Annotated in this window: 13 protein-coding genes; 6 read left to right on the top strand and 7 right to left on the bottom strand. The window is 56.3% G+C overall.

The window, feature by feature from the left end:
- Nucleotides 1-166 precede the first annotated feature (166 nt).
- Nucleotides 167-2,422, top strand: a complete 2,256-nt coding sequence (locus CRO87_RS12415; protein WP_097163256.1) for an EAL domain-containing protein — start codon at nucleotides 167-169, stop codon at nucleotides 2,420-2,422.
- Here CRO87_RS12415 and ppx read toward each other — a convergent pair.
- The 4 genes from ppx to purM form a co-directional block, all read right to left on the bottom strand.
- Nucleotides 2,402-3,946, bottom strand: coding sequence for an exopolyphosphatase (ppx, locus tag CRO87_RS12410; RefSeq protein ID WP_097163255.1), 1,545 nt, complete (start codon nucleotides 3,944-3,946; stop codon nucleotides 2,402-2,404). The genes CRO87_RS12415 and ppx overlap by 21 nt on opposite strands.
- Nucleotides 3,947-3,949: 3 nt before the next feature.
- On the bottom strand, nucleotides 3,950-6,010 hold the full coding sequence (gene ppk1, locus CRO87_RS12405) for a polyphosphate kinase 1 (RefSeq protein WP_097163254.1): 2,061 nt from the start codon (nucleotides 6,008-6,010) through the stop codon (nucleotides 3,950-3,952).
- 173 nt (nucleotides 6,011-6,183) lie between these two features.
- The gene (purN, locus tag CRO87_RS12400; protein ID WP_097163253.1) at nucleotides 6,184-6,825 is read right to left on the bottom strand and encodes a phosphoribosylglycinamide formyltransferase; all 642 of its coding nucleotides are present in this window, start codon (nucleotides 6,823-6,825) and stop codon (nucleotides 6,184-6,186) included.
- The gene (gene purM, locus CRO87_RS12395; protein ID WP_097163252.1) at nucleotides 6,825-7,862 is read right to left on the bottom strand and encodes a phosphoribosylformylglycinamidine cyclo-ligase; all 1,038 of its coding nucleotides are present in this window, start codon (nucleotides 7,860-7,862) and stop codon (nucleotides 6,825-6,827) included. Before purM ends, purN begins: the two co-directional genes overlap by 1 nt.
- A 254-nt stretch (nucleotides 7,863-8,116) precedes the next feature.
- On the opposite strand from purM, the gene bglK reads away from it, so the two are divergent.
- The 5 genes from bglK (at nucleotide 8,117) to CRO87_RS12370 (ending at nucleotide 13,471) form a co-directional block, all read left to right on the top strand.
- The gene (gene bglK / locus CRO87_RS12390; RefSeq protein ID WP_097163251.1) at nucleotides 8,117-8,992 is read left to right on the top strand and encodes a beta-glucoside kinase BglK; all 876 of its coding nucleotides are present in this window, start codon (nucleotides 8,117-8,119) and stop codon (nucleotides 8,990-8,992) included.
- 13 nt (nucleotides 8,993-9,005) lie between these two features.
- Nucleotides 9,006-10,436: a 6-phospho-beta-glucosidase gene (locus CRO87_RS12385; protein ID WP_097163250.1), complete on the top strand. Its 1,431-nt coding sequence runs from the start codon at nucleotides 9,006-9,008 to the stop codon at nucleotides 10,434-10,436.
- 239 nt (nucleotides 10,437-10,675) lie between these two features.
- A complete protein-coding gene (upp, locus tag CRO87_RS12380; RefSeq protein WP_097163249.1) occupies nucleotides 10,676-11,302 on the top strand; it encodes a uracil phosphoribosyltransferase in 627 nt (208 codons plus the stop codon).
- An 83-nt stretch (nucleotides 11,303-11,385) separates the two neighbouring features.
- Nucleotides 11,386-12,675: a uracil permease gene (gene uraA / locus CRO87_RS12375; RefSeq protein WP_097163248.1), complete on the top strand. Its 1,290-nt coding sequence runs from the start codon at nucleotides 11,386-11,388 to the stop codon at nucleotides 12,673-12,675.
- 94 nt (nucleotides 12,676-12,769) lie between these two features.
- Entirely contained in the window at nucleotides 12,770-13,471 is a 702-nt protein-coding gene (locus CRO87_RS12370; protein WP_097163247.1) for a DnaA inactivator Hda, read from the top strand.
- A gap of 148 nt (nucleotides 13,472-13,619) precedes the next feature.
- Here the strand turns inward: CRO87_RS12370 and CRO87_RS12365 are convergent, their stop codons facing one another.
- From CRO87_RS12365 to celB, 3 genes are read right to left on the bottom strand one after another with little or no spacing between them, the layout of a single operon-like run.
- Entirely contained in the window at nucleotides 13,620-15,059 is a 1,440-nt protein-coding gene (locus tag CRO87_RS12365) for a M17 family metallopeptidase (protein WP_097163246.1), read from the bottom strand.
- 4 nt (nucleotides 15,060-15,063) lie between these two features.
- Complete coding sequence (locus tag CRO87_RS12360) at nucleotides 15,064-16,017, bottom strand: N(4)-(beta-N-acetylglucosaminyl)-L-asparaginase (RefSeq protein WP_097163245.1); 954 nt, start codon at nucleotides 16,015-16,017, stop codon at nucleotides 15,064-15,066.
- Nucleotides 16,018-16,019: 2 nt separating this feature from the next.
- Nucleotides 16,020-17,339 (bottom strand): PTS cellobiose transporter subunit IIC, encoded by a 1,320-nt coding sequence (gene celB, locus CRO87_RS12355; RefSeq protein ID WP_097163244.1) that lies wholly within the window; start codon nucleotides 17,337-17,339, stop codon nucleotides 16,020-16,022.
- Nucleotides 17,340-17,462: the final 123 nt, after the last annotated feature.

The raw sequence follows: 17,462 nt of genomic DNA, 5'->3' as shown, positions 1-17,462 counted from the left end.
CGTCACCCCCGTCGTTATTTATTTTGATTTAAGTCAAATCGCCATCACTGCTGCTGATTATAATCTCTTGCCCCATTCCAGGCTGCGATTTATTCGGGGATTCAAAACCAGGTTGGAAACCTGTCTGAACTTGCCCATCGGGAATCGGGTCCTCTGTTGAGCAACTATGCACCTTACTGAGTTTTATAAAAATAATCGTGATAAATGGTGGGGACTTCCGCTTATCCTGCCGCTGGTCTTGTTACCTGTCGCCCGCAGCGCGGACACCTTCGCGCGTATCGATGGCGGTATCGTCTCGCTCTACTATCTCCCGTTAGCATTCCTGCTGACGATGATGCTTTTCTTTGGCTGGGAAGCACTTCCCGGCATCGCGCTGGGCATCTGGTTTATCATCGCGCATGACATGTCGATGCCGGAGCGTATCGTTATCGTCTTCCATTTTTTAATTCCGATTATCCTGAGCTGGGGCGGCTATCGGGTGTTTGTCCCCCGCCGACACGCTATCGCCTACGACTGCACGCGGCTGATGCCGCAGCGGCTGTTCTGGCAGGTATTTTTCCCCGCCACGCTGTTTCAGCTGCTGCTGTTGGCCTGCGTCTTTTTTAACATTCTTCCAGCCCGTATTTCGCTGGCGGGCGCTGGGCCAATGACGCTGCACAGTCTGATTAACTATCAGTCCATGCTGATGGGGTGCTTAACGGGCGTTCCGCTTTGCTATCTGGCGATCAGGACTATCCGTAATCCGTTATATTTACGCTCTTTTTACTCCCGGCTTCGTCTGCAGATTGACGCTAAAGCTTCGAAGACGGAGATCGCATTCTGGTTGTTAATCTTATTGGTGATAACCGGATTGCTGTTCATCCCGGATGCGAATGCCGCGTCTATCTTTACCACTAACTACACGCTTTCCCTGCTGCTGCCGGTCATGCTGTGGGGGGCAATGCGCTTTGGCTATCGCCTGATGTCCATCGTGTGGACGCTGGTGCTCATTGTGACGATTCACTTCTATTATCGCTACTTGCCTCTGTACCCGAGCTACAGCAACCAGCTGGCGATCACTTCGTCAAGCTATCTGGTGTTCTCCTTTATCGTGATGTATATGGCGATGCTTGCCACACAGCAGCGCAGAATCCATGCCCGGGTGAAGCGCATGGCCTACATCGACCCCGTTGTTCAGATGCCTAATCTGTGGGCGCTGAGCCGTAAGCTCTCAGCCACGCCGTGGTCGGTGCTTTGCTTCCTGCGCATTCCGGAGCTGGAAGTGCTTGGGCGGCACTACGGCATGATGGTGAGGATCCAGTACAAGCAAAATCTGGGGAAATGGGTGGAGTCTGCCCTCCTGGAGGGAGAAAGCATTTATCAGCTCTCCGGCCACGATCTGGTTATTCGCCTGAATACGGACGCCCATGAGACGCGCATTGCTGCCATCGATACGCTTATCAAAAAATTCCGCTTTATTTGGGACGGCATGCCGCTGCAGCCCAACGTTGGCGTCAGCTACTGCCACGTCCGCTCCCCGGTTCAGCAGTTGCCGATGCTGCTGGGAGAGCTTAGCACCATTGCGAATGCTTCTCTGATTACGGGCTCTCCTGAGAATTTACAGCACCGTAATACCGTGCACCTGCAGCAGCGGCTGAAAGATAAAGTGACCATGATGAACCGTCTGCAGCTGGCGCTGGAACATGATGGCTTTTGCCTGATGGCCCAGCCGATCGTTGGGAGCCGTGGCGACAATTATCATGAAGTACTGCTCCGTATGCAGGGTGAGAACGATCAATTGATCTTCCCGGATGATTTCTTGCCCGTGGCCCATGAGTTTGGTCTCTCTTCGCGGATCGATCTGTGGGTGCTGGAGCATACGCTTATCTTTATGGACAGCTGTCGCGAAACGCTGCCGGGTCTGCGTTTGTCGATCAATATTTCATCTGCTTCGGCCTGCGGTTCGCAGTTCGCCAAAACGGTCGCTGGCCTGCTCCTGCGTTATAATATTCAGGGCTGGCAACTGGTGTTTGAGATAACCGAAACGCAGTCGCTGAACCACCCTGAGCAGGCGATGCAAAATATGGAGCAGCTCCAGACGCTCGGTTGTCGGATTGCCATTGATGATTTCGGTGCCGGCTACGCCAGCTATGCGCGGCTGAAAAAAGTGAGTGCCGATATCCTGAAGATTGATGGAGGCTTTATCCAGAATCTGCTCTCGAGCAGTCTGGACTACCAGATAGTCTCTTCCATTTGTCAGCTGGCGCGAATGAAGAACATGCAGGTGGTGGCAGAGTTTGTGGAATCGGAAGAGGTGCATCAGGCGGTGATGGCGCTCGGCATTGACTATGTGCAGGGCTTTTATATCGGCAGGCCAGAACCTTTAGAAGGCCTGGCTGCCGCAGGAAGTGAACCGCAGCCGTCAGGCCGCGATATCTGGTGAGGCTTCTTCTTCGGTAATTTTCAGCATCCAGCCGGTGACCGCCTGCCAGTACTGCTGCTCTTTTTCCAGGTCGAGCAGCACCAGCGCATTCTGGCTAAACCAGTCGTGCGGGAAGCACAGCGTCCAGTGATTGGCTTCGGTGGTGAGCTTCAACGTCGGCGGCGTGGTTGTCGCCTGTCGCTGGTTGTTCAGCAGCACGCCGAGGCGCAGCAGCTGGATCATCGGCAAGAACTGCTTTTTCTTAAACAGCGTGAAGCGCGGCAGGTCGTCGAGCTTTACCGCTTTGCGATGATAGCGAACCAACGTGGCGATAAGCATCTGCTGTTCCTGATTAAAGCCCGGCAGGTCGCTGTTTTGCAGAATGTATGCCGAATGGCGATGCATTCCGCTGTGGTTGATATTCAACCCAACCTCATGCAGCATCGCCGACCACTTCAGCAGCGCGGCCAGCTGAGGATGCGCCTGCTTCGCGTTCTGCTCCACCCACTGTTCATACATGCTGTTCGTGGTTTCCAGCACACGGCGCGCCTGTTCGCGGTCAACGTTGTACTGGCTGGCCAGGCTCTCGGCGGTGCGGCTGCGAATATCATCGTGGCGGAAGCGGCCTTCCATTTCGTACAGCACGCCTTCGCGCAGTGCGCCGTCAGAGAGGCGTAGCTCTTTGATGGCCAGCGAATCGAACACGCCGCACAGAATAGCGAGGCCAGGCATGAAGACCGCCTGACGATCTTCTGATAACCCCGGCAGGCTGAGCGCGCTGAAGTTTTTAAACTTCAGCACTTCGGCCACCAGCATCTCCAGACGCTCAGGGGTGATAATGCCGTCCTTCTCGCCCATTTCGACCAGCACTTCATGCACCGCCTTGATGGTGCCGGATGCGCCCATCGCCACGTTCCAGCCCTGAATGCGGTACTGCCAGGAGAGCGTCTCCAGCTTCTGAACCGCCGCGAGACGGGCACGCTGGAAGTTCTCTCTGCTGATAGCGCCGCCCGGGAAGAACATCTGGGCGAAGCTGACGCAGCCCATGCGGCGGCTTTCTACCAGCTGCGGCGTGAAGTCTTCGCCAATCACCAGCTCCGTCGAGCCGCCGCCGATATCAATCACCAGCTTGCGGCCTTTTTCCGGCTGCGTGTGCTCCACGCCCATAAAGATCAGGCGCGCTTCTTCGTTCCCCGAAATGATTTCAATCGGGTAGGGGATAACCTTTTCGGCCCGCTTGAGAAACTCCGGCGCGTTCAGCGCCTGGCGCAGCGTATGGGTGCCGACGATAACCACGTTCGCCGGTGAGAACCCCTGAAGGCGCTCGGCAAACAGTGACAGACAATTCAGGCCGCGTTCCATCGCTTCTTCACTGAGCATGTTGTTTTCATTCAGGCCGTCGGCCAGATGGACGCGCTGTTTCAGGCGGCCAATAATCTGCAGCGCACCGTCGACGACGCGCGCGATCACCATATGAAAACTGTTCGATCCCAGGTCGACCGCAGCAATCTCCTGCGGGCGTGACGTTTTGGTTTTTATGGGCATAGATTAGTCAGGTTGCTCTAGGGTTTTGATATAGTCGTAAATCGCCAGCTGGGCCCGGACTTTGCGGCGGTTGCCGCGGGGCACATAGCGATTACTCAGTTCTTTGTCGATAAAACGGGCTTTCACGGTGTCGCTGAGCAGCAGATCGATGATGTCCAGAACCTGTTGCTTCAGGCGTGGATCGAGCAGCGGCGTTGCGACTTCGATACGGTAATCAATGTTGCGCGTCATCCAGTCGGCGGAAGACAGCCACACTTTTTTATTGCCACCATCTTCGAAAATATAGATCCGATCGTGCTCCAGGTAACGGTCAACGATGCTGATGACGTTAATATTTTCGCTGATGCCTTCCAACTGCGGAATAAGAGAACACATGCCGCGAATCAGCAGGTTTACCGGCACGCCAGAGCCAGAGGCCGCATAGAGCCTGTCCACCAGGCCTTTGTCGACCAGGTTGTTCAGCTTCAGCGTAATGCCCGACGGCAACCCTTTCTGGGCGTTGGCAATTTCGTTGTCGATCATCTCGTACAACAGGCGACGCGAGTTCTGCGGCGACACCATCAGATAATCGAAATTCACCGGGCGATACGGATTCTCGATGAAGTTAAACACCCGACGTACTTCGTTGGTGATGCGCGCGTCGGCGGTCAGCAGCGAGTAGTCTGTGTAGATACGGGCGGTCTTCTCGTTAAAGTTGCCGGTGCCGATATGCGCGTAGCGCACCACGTCATCGCCTTCTTTACGGGAAATCAGGAACAGCTTGGCGTGAATTTTCAGGCCCGGCGCGGAGAAGATAACGTGCACGCCCGCTTCCGTCAGCCGCTTCGCCCAATGGATGTTGGCCTCTTCATCGAAGCGCGCCTGCAGTTCAACCACCACGGAGACTTTCTTACCGTTATGGGCGGCGTGGATCATCGAATCAATAATGCGGGAGTCTTTCGCCACGCGGTAAATATTGATTTTGATGGCCAGCACGCTCGGGTCAAACGATGCCTGACGCAGCAGTTCCAGCACGTGCTCGAAGGTGTGGTACGGGTAGTAGAGCAGCACGTCGCGTTCGCGGATGGCGTCGAAGCCGTTGCGGAATTTATCAAACCAGATATGACGCAGGCGCGGCAGCGGCTTGTTCACCAGGTTTGCTTTGCCGACGTTCGGGAAGCCGATAAAGTCTTTAAAGTTGTGGTAGCGCCCGCCCGGCACGATGGAGTCATAGCGGGTGATGGCAAATTTATTACGCAGCATTTCGACCATCGCGTCCGGCATGTCGCGCTGATAAACAAAGCGCACCGGTTCGGCGGTCAGACGCTGCTTGAGGCTCGAAGACATCAGCTCCATCAGGCTCGATTCCATCTCGTGCACCAGGTCGTACTCGGCATCACGGGTCATTTTCATCGAGTAGGCGTTCAGCGCGTCGTAATCAAAGAAGCCTTTAAAGATATCGTCGAGGCAATAGCGCAGAATGTTATCCAGCAGGATCATCGGCTTGCGGCGGCGCGGGGTTTCCGGCGGCAGGTTCACAAAGCGCGGCACCTTGTCCGACGGAATTTCCAATAGCGCGTAGCTGATTTCTTCGCCGCGAATAATCTCCACGGCCAGATAGGTGTAATCGTCCTTCAGGAACGACACCAGATCGGTTTCACGGTTAATGAGGATCGGCGTGATGTGCTGGCGAAGATAGTGTTTGAAGTAGTGACGTAACCAGCCTTGCTGGTTGACCGAGAGCTGGCGTTCGTTAATCAGGAAGATCTGGTTGCGGGCCATTTCCAGCAGCAGCTCATTATAAAGGCTGTCGAACTCCTGATCGGCCTTCAGCACTCGGGCCTGAATTTTGCCGAGTAAATGACGGGAATGAGCGGTAATGCCTTGTTCTTCACTGATAATAATGCGGCGCTTGAGTTCGGCAAAACGCACCTTGTAGAACTCATCCAGGTTATTGGAGTAGATCCCCAAAAACCGCATACGTTCTATCAACGGGTTGCTTTTATCCGCCGCTTCCTGAAGAACGCGCTCGTTAAACGACAACCAGCTCAGTTCTTTTTCGATATAAAGCTTATCCTGACCCATTACTTCTCACACTCCGGTTGATTGACGCGGACAGCTCTCACATTATGGCGAGCTTTGACCTGTTATGTCCAACTGTGCCAGAAAAGTATGACAGTAAATTTTTTCTCAGGGGATATTAGGAGGTTGGGATGTGAAGGAGAGGTCGGGTAAGCGGAGCGCCACCCGACAATAAATTACTCTTCGGAAGCGTAGCCCTGAGCCGGCAGTTGAACGCCGTCGAGCAAGGCGCTGTTGCCTTTCATCTCCAGACGACCGTCAACAAACCAGCTGACGACCAGGGGATAAATGGCGTGCTCCTGATGCTGCACCCGGTCAGTAATTTCTTCTTCCGTGTCACCGGCGAAGACCGGCACTTTGGCCTGAAGGATAACAGGGCCGCCGTCCAGCTCGTCGGTCACGAAATGCACAGAGGTACCGTGCTCTTCGTCGCCATTGTCCAGCACCTGACGGTGAGTGTTGAGGCCCGGATATTTCGGCAGCAGGGAAGGGTGAATGTTCAGCAAACGTCCCTGATAGTGTGCGACGAACGCCGGGCTGAGAATGCGCATATAGCCCGCCAGCACCACCACGTCGGGTGCATAAGCATCAATTTCCTGCATCAGCTCGCGATCAAAGGCTTCGCGGCTGGAAAACTGACTGGCGGAGAGCGCATGAGCCGGGATCTCCGCTTCACGGGCGCGTTCCAGGCCGAACGCGTCGGCCTTATTGCTGAACACTGCACGCAGGGTGCCGTTGATTTTCTTCTGCTTGCAGGCATCGATAATCGCCTGCAAGTTGCTTCCGTTGCCGGAAATCAGCACCACAATGTTTTTCATTACTCGATGACCACACGCTGTTCAGAATCGGATGCTTTGATATACCCGATTTTCCACGCGTTTTCACCTTTCTCGTTCATCAGCGCCACGGCCTTGTCTGCTTCTGCCGCAGGCAGCGCAATGACCATGCCCACGCCGCAGTTAAAGGTCCGGTACATTTCGTGCTGGCTGACGTTGCCCGCTTTTTGCAGCCAGTTGAACACGGACGGCCACTGCCAGGAGGATTCGTCGATCACGGCCTGAGTGTTGTCCGGCAGCACGCGCGGAATGTTTTCCCAGAAGCCGCCACCGGTGAGGTGGGCGATGGCGTGAACGTCAACGTTCGCAATCAGCTCCAGCACGTTTTTCACGTAGATGCGGGTCGGGGCCAGCAGGTGATCGGCCAGCGATTTGCCGTCCAGCTCTTCGGTTTCCGGGTTGCAGCCGCTCACTTCGATGATTTTACGCACCAGGGAATAGCCGTTGGAGTGCGGGCCGCTGGAGGCCAGGGCGATCAGCACGTCGCCGTCGGCCACTTTGCTGCCGTCGATGATCTCTGATTTTTCCACCACGCCGACGCAGAACCCTGCCACGTCATAATCTTCACCGTGGTACATGCCCGGCATTTCTGCCGTTTCACCGCCAACCAGCGCGCAGCCAGACTGTAAGCAGCCTTCGGCGATGCCGGAAATAACGCTGGCGGCGGTATCGACATCCAGTTTACCGGTGGCGTAATAATCGAGGAAGAACAGTGGCTCAGCGCCCTGAACCACCAGGTCGTTAACGCACATCGCCACGAGATCGACGCCGATAGTGTCGTGACGTTTGAGATCCATTGCCAGGCGCAGCTTGGTGCCGACGCCATCCGTGCCGGAAACCAGCACTGGCTCACGATATTTTTGCGGCAGTGCGCACAGCGCGCCGAAGCCACCCAGGCCACCCATCACTTCCGGGCGGCGGGTTTTCTTCACCACACCTTTGATTCGGTCAACCAGAGCATTGCCTGCGTCAATATCAACACCGGCATCTTTGTAGCTGAGAGAGGTTTTATCGGTCACTGCAAATCTCCACGAAGGGCGTTAGCAAATAAAATCGGCGCCATTCTAACAGCCTAAGCAAACGTTTGCGAGCCTGAGCGAGGGATATCTTTTGCTGACGAAAATTTACACGCCAGGGGCGGTTCCGGGCGCAAATTTGAACCCGTTCACGAAAATGAAACCGGTTGCGGTTTAATGCTTGCAGGTTATTGCCACAGCACACAATATCGCACTGAAACCGGTTTCTGAAATGGCCTTCAGGAGGAGTGGGTGTGATGCACATTGCCGCATTTGATATTGGTGGCACGGCGCTAAAAATGGGCGTAGTGACGGACGAAGGCGCGATCCTCGAGAAGGGAAAAATCGCCATCAAAGAGAGCGACGGCGACGCCATTCTACAGGGGATCCTGAGCTGGATTAACGCGCACCCGGAGTGCGAAGGTATCGCCATCAGCGCACCAGGCTATGTGAATCCTCACACCGGTTTTATCGAAATGGGCGGCGCTATCCGCAAATTCGATAATTTTGCGATTAAAGAGTGGCTTCAGGAGCGCACGCGTTTGCCCGTCGCCATTGAAAACGACGCTAACTGCGTGCTGCTGGCCGAGCGCTGGCAGGGCAAAGCCGCTGAGATGAGCGACTTTCTGGTACTGACCATCGGCACAGGTATCGGCGGGGCCATTTTCTGCAACAACCAATTGGTGCGCGGCGCACGCTTTCGCGGCGGAGAGTTTGGCTACATGTTTACCGACAGGCCCGGCAGCCGCCATCCCACGCACTACACCATGAATGCCACCTGCACGCTGCGAGTACTGCGCATCCGCTATAGCCATCACACCGGCAAACCGCTGGATGACGTCAGCGGCGAAGAGATTTTCGATGCTTATGACGCGGGCGATGCCATTTGCGTCCGGCTGGTGGAGGATTTCTTCAACGGCATTGCCAGCGGGCTTTATAACCTGGTCAACCTGTTTGACCCGCAAACCATTCTGCTCGGCGGCGGCATTACCGAACGCCCGGGCTTTCTGCAACAGCTTAAACAGCATCTGGCCTGGTTTGGCATCGACGAGTACGTCGATACCGTGAGCCACGGCAACGACGCCGGCCTGCTCGGCGCGGTTTATCATTTTAATCAGCAGTCAGAACGTTAAAGAGGGAGTTGTTATGTCCGGATTTAAAAGCGATTTTCTGTGGGGCGGGGCCGTGGCGGCGCATCAGCTGGAAGGCGGCTGGAAAGAGGGCGGGAAGGGCCCAAGCGTGGCCGACGTAATGACCGCCGGTGCCCACGGCGTGGCGCGTGAAATCACCGACGGCGTGCTGCCAGGAAAAAACTACCCGAACCACGACGCGATCGATTTTTATCACCGCTATAAAGACGACATCAAACTGTTCGCCGAAATGGGCTTCAAATGCTTCCGTACTTCTATCGCCTGGACGCGCCTGTTCCCGAAAGGCGACGAACTGGAGCCGAATGAAGCAGGCCTGAAGTTCTACGACGACCTGTTCGACGAGTGCCTGAAGTACGGCATTGAGCCAGTCATTACTCTGTCGCACTTCGAAATGCCGTACTACCTCGTTAAAGAGTACGGCGGCTGGCGCAACCGTAAAACTATCGACTTCTTTGTGCGCTTCGCGAAAGTGGCCTTCGAGCGCTATCAGCACAAAGTGAAGTACTGGATGACCTTCAACGAGATCAACAACCAGGCTAACTTCCACGAAGATTTCGCGCCGTTCACTAACTCTGGCATTAAGTATGAAGAGGGTGAAGATCGCGAACCGATTATGTATCAGGCGGCGCACTATGAGCTGGTGGCCAGTGCCCTGGCGGTGAAAATCGCCCGCGAAATTAATCCGTCATTGCAGGTCGGTTGCATGATCGCTATGTGTCCAATTTACCCGCTCACCTGCGCGCCGGACGACATGATGATGGCGATGAACGCCATGCATAAACGCTACTGGTTCACCGACGTGCACGTGCGCGGCAAATACCCTCAGCACCTGCTGAATTACTTCGACCGTCGCGGCTTTGAGCTGGATATCACCGCCGAAGACAAAGCGGCGCTGCTGCAGGGTTGTGTCGATTACATCGGCTTCAGCTATTACATGTCCTTCGCCACTAAAGCGACCGAGGACAACCCGCAGCTGGACTACGACGAAACCAAAGCGCTGGTGTCCAACCCGTACGTGAAGAAATCCGACTGGGGCTGGCAGATTGACCCGGTTGGCCTGCGCTACTCTCTGAACTGGTTCTGGGATCACTACCAGCTGCCGCTGTTTATTGTGGAAAACGGCTTCGGCGCAATCGACGTGCGTGAAGCGGACGGCAGCGTGAACGACCAGTACCGCATCGACTATCTCTCGGCGCACATTGCGGAAATGAAAAAAGCCGTAGTAGAAGACGGCGTGGATCTGATGGGCTACACGCCGTGGGGCTGTATCGACCTCGTTTCTGCGGGCACCGGCGAGATGAAAAAGCGCTACGGCTTCATCTATGTCGACAAAGATAACGAAGGCAACGGCACGCTGGAACGTAGCAGGAAGAAGTCATTTGACTGGTATAAGAAGGTGATTTCCAGTAACGGAGAGAACCTGTAATTGCCAGGTGGCGCTTCGCTTACACGGGCCTACGAAATCCGTAGGTCGGATAAGCGTTAGCGCATCCGACGGTCAATGAAATCAAAAACCTCGCTTCGGCGGGGTTTATTTTTGTCCTTATTTTATAATCAGTAACAGAGTGTTAATCGTCTGACTTGATCGAACAGGTATGGCGCTTCGGAAAAAAAGCGGTATAATCCCGCGATTTTTTTGTGGCTGCCCCTCAGAGGAGAAAGAGAATGAAGATTGTGGAAGTGAAACACCCACTCGTCAAACACAAGCTGGGACTGATGCGTGAGAATGACATTAGCACCAAACGCTTCCGTGAACTCGCCTCAGAAGTTGGCAGCTTACTGACCTACGAAGCGACCTCCGATCTGGAAACCGAAACCGTCACCATCGAAGGCTGGAATGGCCCGGTGCAGGTTGAGCAGATCAAAGGCAAGAAAATCACCGTTGTGCCAATCCTGCGTGCAGGCCTCGGCATGATGGAAGGCGTGCTGGAGCACGTTCCGAGCGCGCGTATCAGCGTGGTCGGCATCTACCGTAATGAAGAAACCCTCGAGCCGGTTCCTTATTTCCAGAAGCTTGTCTCCAACATCGACGAGCGTATGGCGCTGGTGGTTGACCCAATGCTGGCAACCGGTGGCTCTATGATCGCCACCATCGACCTGCTGAAAAACGCGGGCTGTAGCAGCATTAAAGTGCTGGTACTGGTTGCCGCACCGGAAGGTATCGCCGCGCTGGAGAAAGCGCACCCGGACGTCGAGCTGTACACCGCCTCCATTGACCAGGGCCTCAACGAGCACGGGTACATCATCCCGGGCCTCGGCGATGCCGGCGACAAGATCTTTGGTACCAAGTAAGTGATTCACTAAAAAGAGCCGACTTTGAGAGTCGGCTTTTTTTTGATTAAAACACAACAACAACCCACTCAGAGGATATTACTATGACGCGCCGCGCTATCGGGGTTAGTGAAAGACCACCGCTTTTGCAGACCATCCCGCTTAGTTTGCAGCACTTGTTCGCCATGTTTGGCGCAACCGTGCTGGTGCCTGTGCTTTTTCATATTAACCCGGCAACGGTCCTGCTGTTTAACGGCATCGGCACGCTGCTGTATCTGTTCATATGCAAAGGCAAAATTCCGGCGTATCTCGGCTCAAGCTTTGCGTTTATTTCTCCGGTGCTGCTCCTTCTGCCGCTGGGATATGAAGTGGCGCTCGGTGGCTTCATTATGTGTGGCGTGCTGTTCTGCCTGGTGTCGTTCATCGTTAAGAAAGCGGGTACCGGCTGGCTCGATGTGATGTTCCCGCCTGCGGCGATGGGGGCCATCGTGGCCGTTATCGGTCTGGAACTGGCGGGCGTTGCGGCGAACATGGCGGGTCTGCTGCCTGCCGACGGCCAGAGCGTCGACAGCAAAGTGATCATCGTGTCGATGGTGACGCTGGCGGTGACGGTGTTTGGCTCCGTGCTGTTCCGCGGCTTTATGGCGATTATCCCAATCCTGATTGGCGTGCTGGTGGGCTACGGTCTTTCCTTCGCGCTGGGCATGGTGGATACCACCGCCATCAGCCAGGCGCACTGGTTTGCGCTGCCAACGTTCTATACCCCACGTTTTGAGTGGTTCGCTATTCTCACCATTCTGCCTGCGGCGCTGGTGGTCATTGCGGAACACGTTGGCCACCTGGTGGTGACCGCGAACATCGTGAAAAAGGACCTGATTAAGGATCCGGGCCTGCACCGCTCCATGTTCGCCAACGGTTTGTCCACCGTGATCTCCGGTTTCTTCGGCTCCACGCCTAACACCACCTACGGCGAAAACATCGGCGTTATGGCGATCACCCGCGTGTACAGCACCTGGGTTATCGGCGGCGCGGCGATCATTGCGATTCTGCTCTCCTGCGTGGGTAAACTGGCGGCGGCCATCCAGATCATTCCGGTCCCGGTGATGGGCGGCGTTTCCCTGCTGCTGTATGGAGTAATCGGTGCCTCCGGTATTCGCGTGCTGATTGAATCCAAAGTGGATTACAGCAAAGCGCAGAACCTGATCCTGACCTCCGTTATCCTGATCATCGGCGTCAGCGGTGCGAAAGTGCACATTGGCGCGGCGGAGCTGAAAGGCATGGCGCTGGCGACCATCGTCGGCATCGCGCTGAGCCTGATCTTCAAGCTGATCAGCGTCCTGCGCCCGGAAGAAGAAGTGCTGGATGCCGAGGAAAGCGACGCAGCGTCGCATTGATCCTTCAGCCGGGCGGACGATCCGCCCGGTTCTCTCCTTGATGGCTTTTGTGTTACACTCACCGCGTTTTTAGCAGTTCCATGTTGAGGTCACTCTGAACGCTCCGGCTCAGCTCTCTCTGCCACTCTATCTTCCCGACGACGAAACCTTCGCGAGTTTCTGGCCGGGCGATAACTCTTCTCTCCTTGCCGCAGTGCAAACCATGCTGCGTCAGGAACACAGCGGATATATCTACGTCTGGTCACGTGAAGGCGCTGGCCGCAGCCATTTGCTGCACGCAGCGTGCGCCGAACTGTCACAGCGCGGCGATGCCGTGGGCTACGTTCCGCTTGATAAGCGCACCTGGTTTGTGCCGGAAGTGCTGGAGGGAATGGAGCAGCTGGCGCTGGTCTGCATCGACAATATCGAGTGCATTGCCGGGGATGATCTGTGGGAAATGGCGATTTTTAATCTCTACAATCGCATTCTGGAATCCGGCAAAACGCGTCTGCTGATCACCGGCGATCGTCCGCCGCGTCAGCTCAATCTGGGCTTGCCGGATCTGGCCTCGCGCCTCGACTGGGGACAAATCTACAAGCTGCAGCCGCTGTCGGATGAAGACAAACTTCAGGCGTTGCAGCTGCGCGCGAAAATGCGCGGCTTTGAAATGCCGGAAGACGTGTGCCGCTTCCTGATGAAGCGCCTCGATCGCGAAACCCGCACCCTGTTTATGACGCTGGATCAGCTCGATCATGCGTCAATCACCGCCCAGCGTAAGCTGACGATTCCTTTTGTGAAAGAGATCCTCAAGCTGTAGAGCTGTCCCTCTCCCTAACCCTCTCCCACAGGGAGAGGGAACTGTTCTGTACTGTCTTCTTCCCCCTCTCCTGAAGGACTGAGGAAATGGCCACGTGCGCTTTTCTCCCTCTCCCACTGGGAGAGGGCCGGGGAGAGGGGGAACTCCGCTACTTAAGATCGTCCAACAGATGCTGCACCAGCAGCGGAATCGGCCTGCCGGAGGCCACGCTTCTTCCTCCTTCGCGCCACAATGCCGTGCCGCTGACGTCCAGATGCGCCCAGGGGATTTCCGGGGGGCAGAAGTATTGCAGCAGCCAAGCCGCTGAGGCGCTTATCGCGGCGTTATTGGTCGGCGTGTTGCACAGATCGGCAATCGCGCTTTCGGTCTGCTTTTTCAGGCGATTATCCAGCGGCAGCGACCACACTTCATCGCCGCTTTTCCTCCCGGCGCTTGTGAGCTGCTCCCGAAGGGTTTCACTTTGCGTCATCAGCCCGCTCAGCTCATAGCCCAGCGCTTTCACTACCGCACCCGTTAATGTCGCCATATCGATAATGAAATGCGTCTGCTTATGGCGCTGGCTGGCCCAGGCAATGGCGTCCGCCAGCACCAGGCGGCCTTCGGCGTCGGTGTTGTTGATTTCCACCGTCATGCCGTTGCAGGCTCGCGCCACGCTTCCGGGCTGCATTGCATCCGGGCCAATGGCATTTTCTGCCAGCGCCAGCACGCCCATCACTCGCACCGGCAGCACCAGTTCGGCGATGCTCAGCATCAGCCCCAGCACGTTCGCCGCGCCGCACATGTCGTACTTCATGGTGTACATACCCGCGCCTTCCTTCAGCCACAGGCCGCCGGTATCGAAGGTAATGCCTTTGCCGACGTAGGTGCGAACCGGGCCGTTTGCCGCGCCATCATAGTGAATAGCCAGCAGACGAGGAGGACGCGTGGAACCTTTACCGACGGCATGCAGCAGCCCAAGTCCTTGCTCCTGAATGGCGTGTTCATCCAGCACTTCGCAGCGCAGCGCCGGGAATGTGGCGCAAAGCTTCTGAGCTTCCTCCACAACAAACTGCGGCGTGCAGGTCTCCGAGGGAATATCTGCCAGACGGCGAGCCGCGAGCATCCCGCTGGCGATGGCTGACTGCTGGCGACAGGCATTCTGCAAGGCTTCCTGCTGTGAGGGCTGGCAGAAAACGGTCAGCGTTTTGACCCGCACGCTGCGACCAGCCGTCGTTTTCAGACCCAGATCGTCGAGTTGATGATCGAGGTTGAAGAACCAGCGCAGCGCTGAATCACGCACGCGAGGTTCGGTCATGACGGAGAAATCCAGCGCCACGTTTTCGCTTACGGGGGCTTTGAATAGCGGACGCAGATGGGCCAGCAACTCGTCCGTCAAAGTATCGTGCCAGGCTGATTCCGGGATTAGCGTCACGCGTGAAAAAGGCGCACAGGCAAAGCGGCAGTCTGCCACTTCACCTTTTTCAGTCAGCGCGAGCATTTCGCCCATAGCGGACAGGTCGAGAGAGGCCAGCAGCGGGCTGCGCGGCGAGGTGATTAAATGGCTGCCTTCGGCAAGAGCAGCAGCCTCAGCGATAATGCGGTATTCCATTCCTTTACTCCTCAATCGGGGCGCGAATGCGTGCGGCGTAGGCCTGCATCCATTCATCGTCGACTGGCTGATAATGGGTTTTTTCTGCGCGGCGTTCCGCACGGAACACGGTCAGCGGCTGTTTCTCCGTCGCCACCACAAACGAGAAGGTTTTGATGTTGGTCGCCGCGCCAAACTCGCCCTTGCGGTTCATGCACACCACCGAGAGATCGCCTGCGCGGCCAAATCGCGACATCAGCTTGTCTTCCAGTTCAAACACCACCGAATCGGCGGCCTGCTGCGGCGTCATGCCGCCCGCCATGCGGCGAACGATTTCATAGCTGGTACAGCCCTTCATCAAATCTTCACCCACGCCCGTGGCGGTGGCCGCGCCAGTTTCGCTGTCACAGTAGAAACCGGAGCCCATAATTGGGGAGTCACCGATGCGCCCGCGCTTTTTCATAAACAGGCCGCTGGTGGAGGTCGCGACGCTCATCGAGCCTTGCTTGTCGAGGCCGATAATACCGACGGTGTCGTGGCCGTCATAGGGACTCAGGCCTTTATCCAGCGTTTCTCGGCAGCGCTTGCGGTAATGCTGCATCGCGCGGTCGGTGAGCATAGTTTTTTCGGCGAAGCCCTGCTCCAGCGCCCATTCGCGCGCGCCCTGGCCAACCAGTAGCGAGTTGTAACGCTGGCGGCTCAGCGCTTGCGCCACGCGCACCGGGTTGGCGATATCAATCAGATTGCCCACCGCGCCAAATGCCAGCGTATCGCCATCCATAAAGGCGGCATCCAGCTCCACTTCGCCGTTCTCCGTCGGCAATCCGCCGTAGCCCACGGATTTGTAGTACGGAAAATCTTCAACGGCGGCAACGGCATCGACGATACTCGCCGATGCACCGCTCCCTGCGGCAAGCTGAGTGGCGGCCTCGGTAACCCCTTCCAGCGCCATACGCCAGGTTGCAATAATTCCCCACATCGTTACGACTCCTGTTTTGCAAGCTTGCTGGTTTCTGTTTCGGTGATGATTTCCGCGGCGCGGTACTGCTTGTCGAGAATGCGCATAAACGGCAGGTAGAGCATCGCGCCAATCAGCAGGTTGAGGATTTGCATCACGCTGCCGGAGAGGTGCCCGGTGACGATAAACCCGCTCAGCACCGGCGGCAGCGTCCACGGAATAAACACCCCGGTGGTGACGGCGACCGCGCCAATTTTCATGGCCACATACTGGATGGTCACCAGCACCAGCGGCACAAGGTTGAACGGGATCAGCATGATCGGGTTCATGATCACCGGCAGGCCGAACAGCACCGGTTCGTTAATATTGAAAATGGACGCGCCTGCACCGAGGCGTGCCACTTCGCGCATGTTTTTACTGCGGGCGAAAATCAGCATCGCGATAACCAGCGACAGCGTGGCCCCCGCGCCGCCCATCCAGATCATGTCGAAGAACTGCTCGGTAATGATGTGCGGCGGCGTCACGCCTGCCTGAATGGCGGCGATGTTGTCGGTCTGGTTCTCCATCCACAGCGGGCGAATGATGCCGTTGATCATCGAGCCGGAGTTAATGCCGACGGACCACAGAATAGTGATGCTGAACACCGTCATCAGCGCGCCAAAGTAGGAGGTGCCGTAGTGGCGCACCGGCGTGGCGACCACTTCATAAATGAACTGGTGAATAGTCCTGTAATGCGTATTTTCAAAGCCGATACGGATAACCAGCACCAGGATCATTACCAGCAGCGCCGGGATGAGTGCTGCGAAAGACTCCTGCACCGCAGGCGGCACGCCGTCCGGCATTTTGATGACCAACTTCTTGCGCTTCAGCCAGCAGAATAGCTCGGTCCATAGCAGGGAACCGATCATCGACACGAACAGCCCCTTGGTGCCGATCCATTCGACGGGCATCACGGTGATGCCGCCGTTTTCCGCCACCTTAATGAAAGGGGTGAGGATCAGGAAGCTGACCAGCGCCAGGATCCCGCAGGAAAGGCGGTCTTCTTTGTAGTGTTCCGCCAGGCGATAGGCGACGAGGAAGCTGATAAACAGCGACATGGTGGAGAACACCGCGTTGAACGGGATCTCGACGATGCTGCTCCAGCTGTCACCAAAGGTGTGAGACATGAACTGCTGATACCCCTGATTCGGGAACGAGGAAATCACCAGCAGGATCGAGCCGACAATAATAAACGGCATGAATGAAACATAGGCACCGCGAATGGCGCACAGGTGGCGCTGCTGCGAAGCCTTTGCCGCCAGCGGCATCAGCTTGGCTTCTAAAAATCCCAGAACATTGTTCATTGTGAGCTCCGCACGAGACTGAGAGTCGGGTTGTGTGTTATGACTGCGGATTATCAATGAAAGCCAGGCGGTGAAAGGTGAATTCGGTCACAATGCCAGCGCGTTGATAATGTAAGTCTCATA

Origin of the sequence: Enterobacter sp. CC120223-11, from assembly GCF_900215375.1 — a bacterium.
GTDB lineage: Bacteria > Pseudomonadota > Gammaproteobacteria > Enterobacterales > Enterobacteriaceae > Scandinavium.
Note: the sequence above shows the minus strand (reverse complement) of the source record. Positions and strands in the feature narration are given on the sequence as shown.

Excerpts from the sequence above, each read along its gene's own strand:
- CRO87_RS12415 (WP_097163256.1), top strand. The coding sequence starts at position 167 with ATGCACCTTACTGAGTTTTATAAAAATAATCGTGATAAATGGTGGGGA.
- ppx (WP_097163255.1), bottom strand. The coding sequence starts at position 3,946 with ATGCCCATAAAAACCAAAACGTCACGCCCGCAGGAGATTGCTGCGGTC.
- upp (WP_097163249.1), top strand. The coding sequence starts at position 10,676 with ATGAAGATTGTGGAAGTGAAACACCCACTCGTCAAACACAAGCTGGGA.
- CRO87_RS12385 (WP_097163250.1), top strand. The coding sequence starts at position 9,006 with ATGTCCGGATTTAAAAGCGATTTTCTGTGGGGCGGGGCCGTGGCGGCG.
- purN (WP_097163253.1), bottom strand. The coding sequence starts at position 6,825 with ATGAAAAACATTGTGGTGCTGATTTCCGGCAACGGAAGCAACTTGCAG.
- CRO87_RS12365 (WP_097163246.1), bottom strand. The coding sequence starts at position 15,059 with ATGGAATACCGCATTATCGCTGAGGCTGCTGCTCTTGCCGAAGGCAGC.
- CRO87_RS12360 (WP_097163245.1), bottom strand. The coding sequence starts at position 16,017 with ATGTGGGGAATTATTGCAACCTGGCGTATGGCGCTGGAAGGGGTTACC.
- ppk1 (WP_097163254.1), bottom strand. The coding sequence starts at position 6,010 with ATGGGTCAGGATAAGCTTTATATCGAAAAAGAACTGAGCTGGTTGTCG.
- bglK (WP_097163251.1), top strand. The coding sequence starts at position 8,117 with ATGCACATTGCCGCATTTGATATTGGTGGCACGGCGCTAAAAATGGGC.
- uraA (WP_097163248.1), top strand. The coding sequence starts at position 11,386 with ATGACGCGCCGCGCTATCGGGGTTAGTGAAAGACCACCGCTTTTGCAG.
- celB (WP_097163244.1), bottom strand. The coding sequence starts at position 17,339 with ATGAACAATGTTCTGGGATTTTTAGAAGCCAAGCTGATGCCGCTGGCG.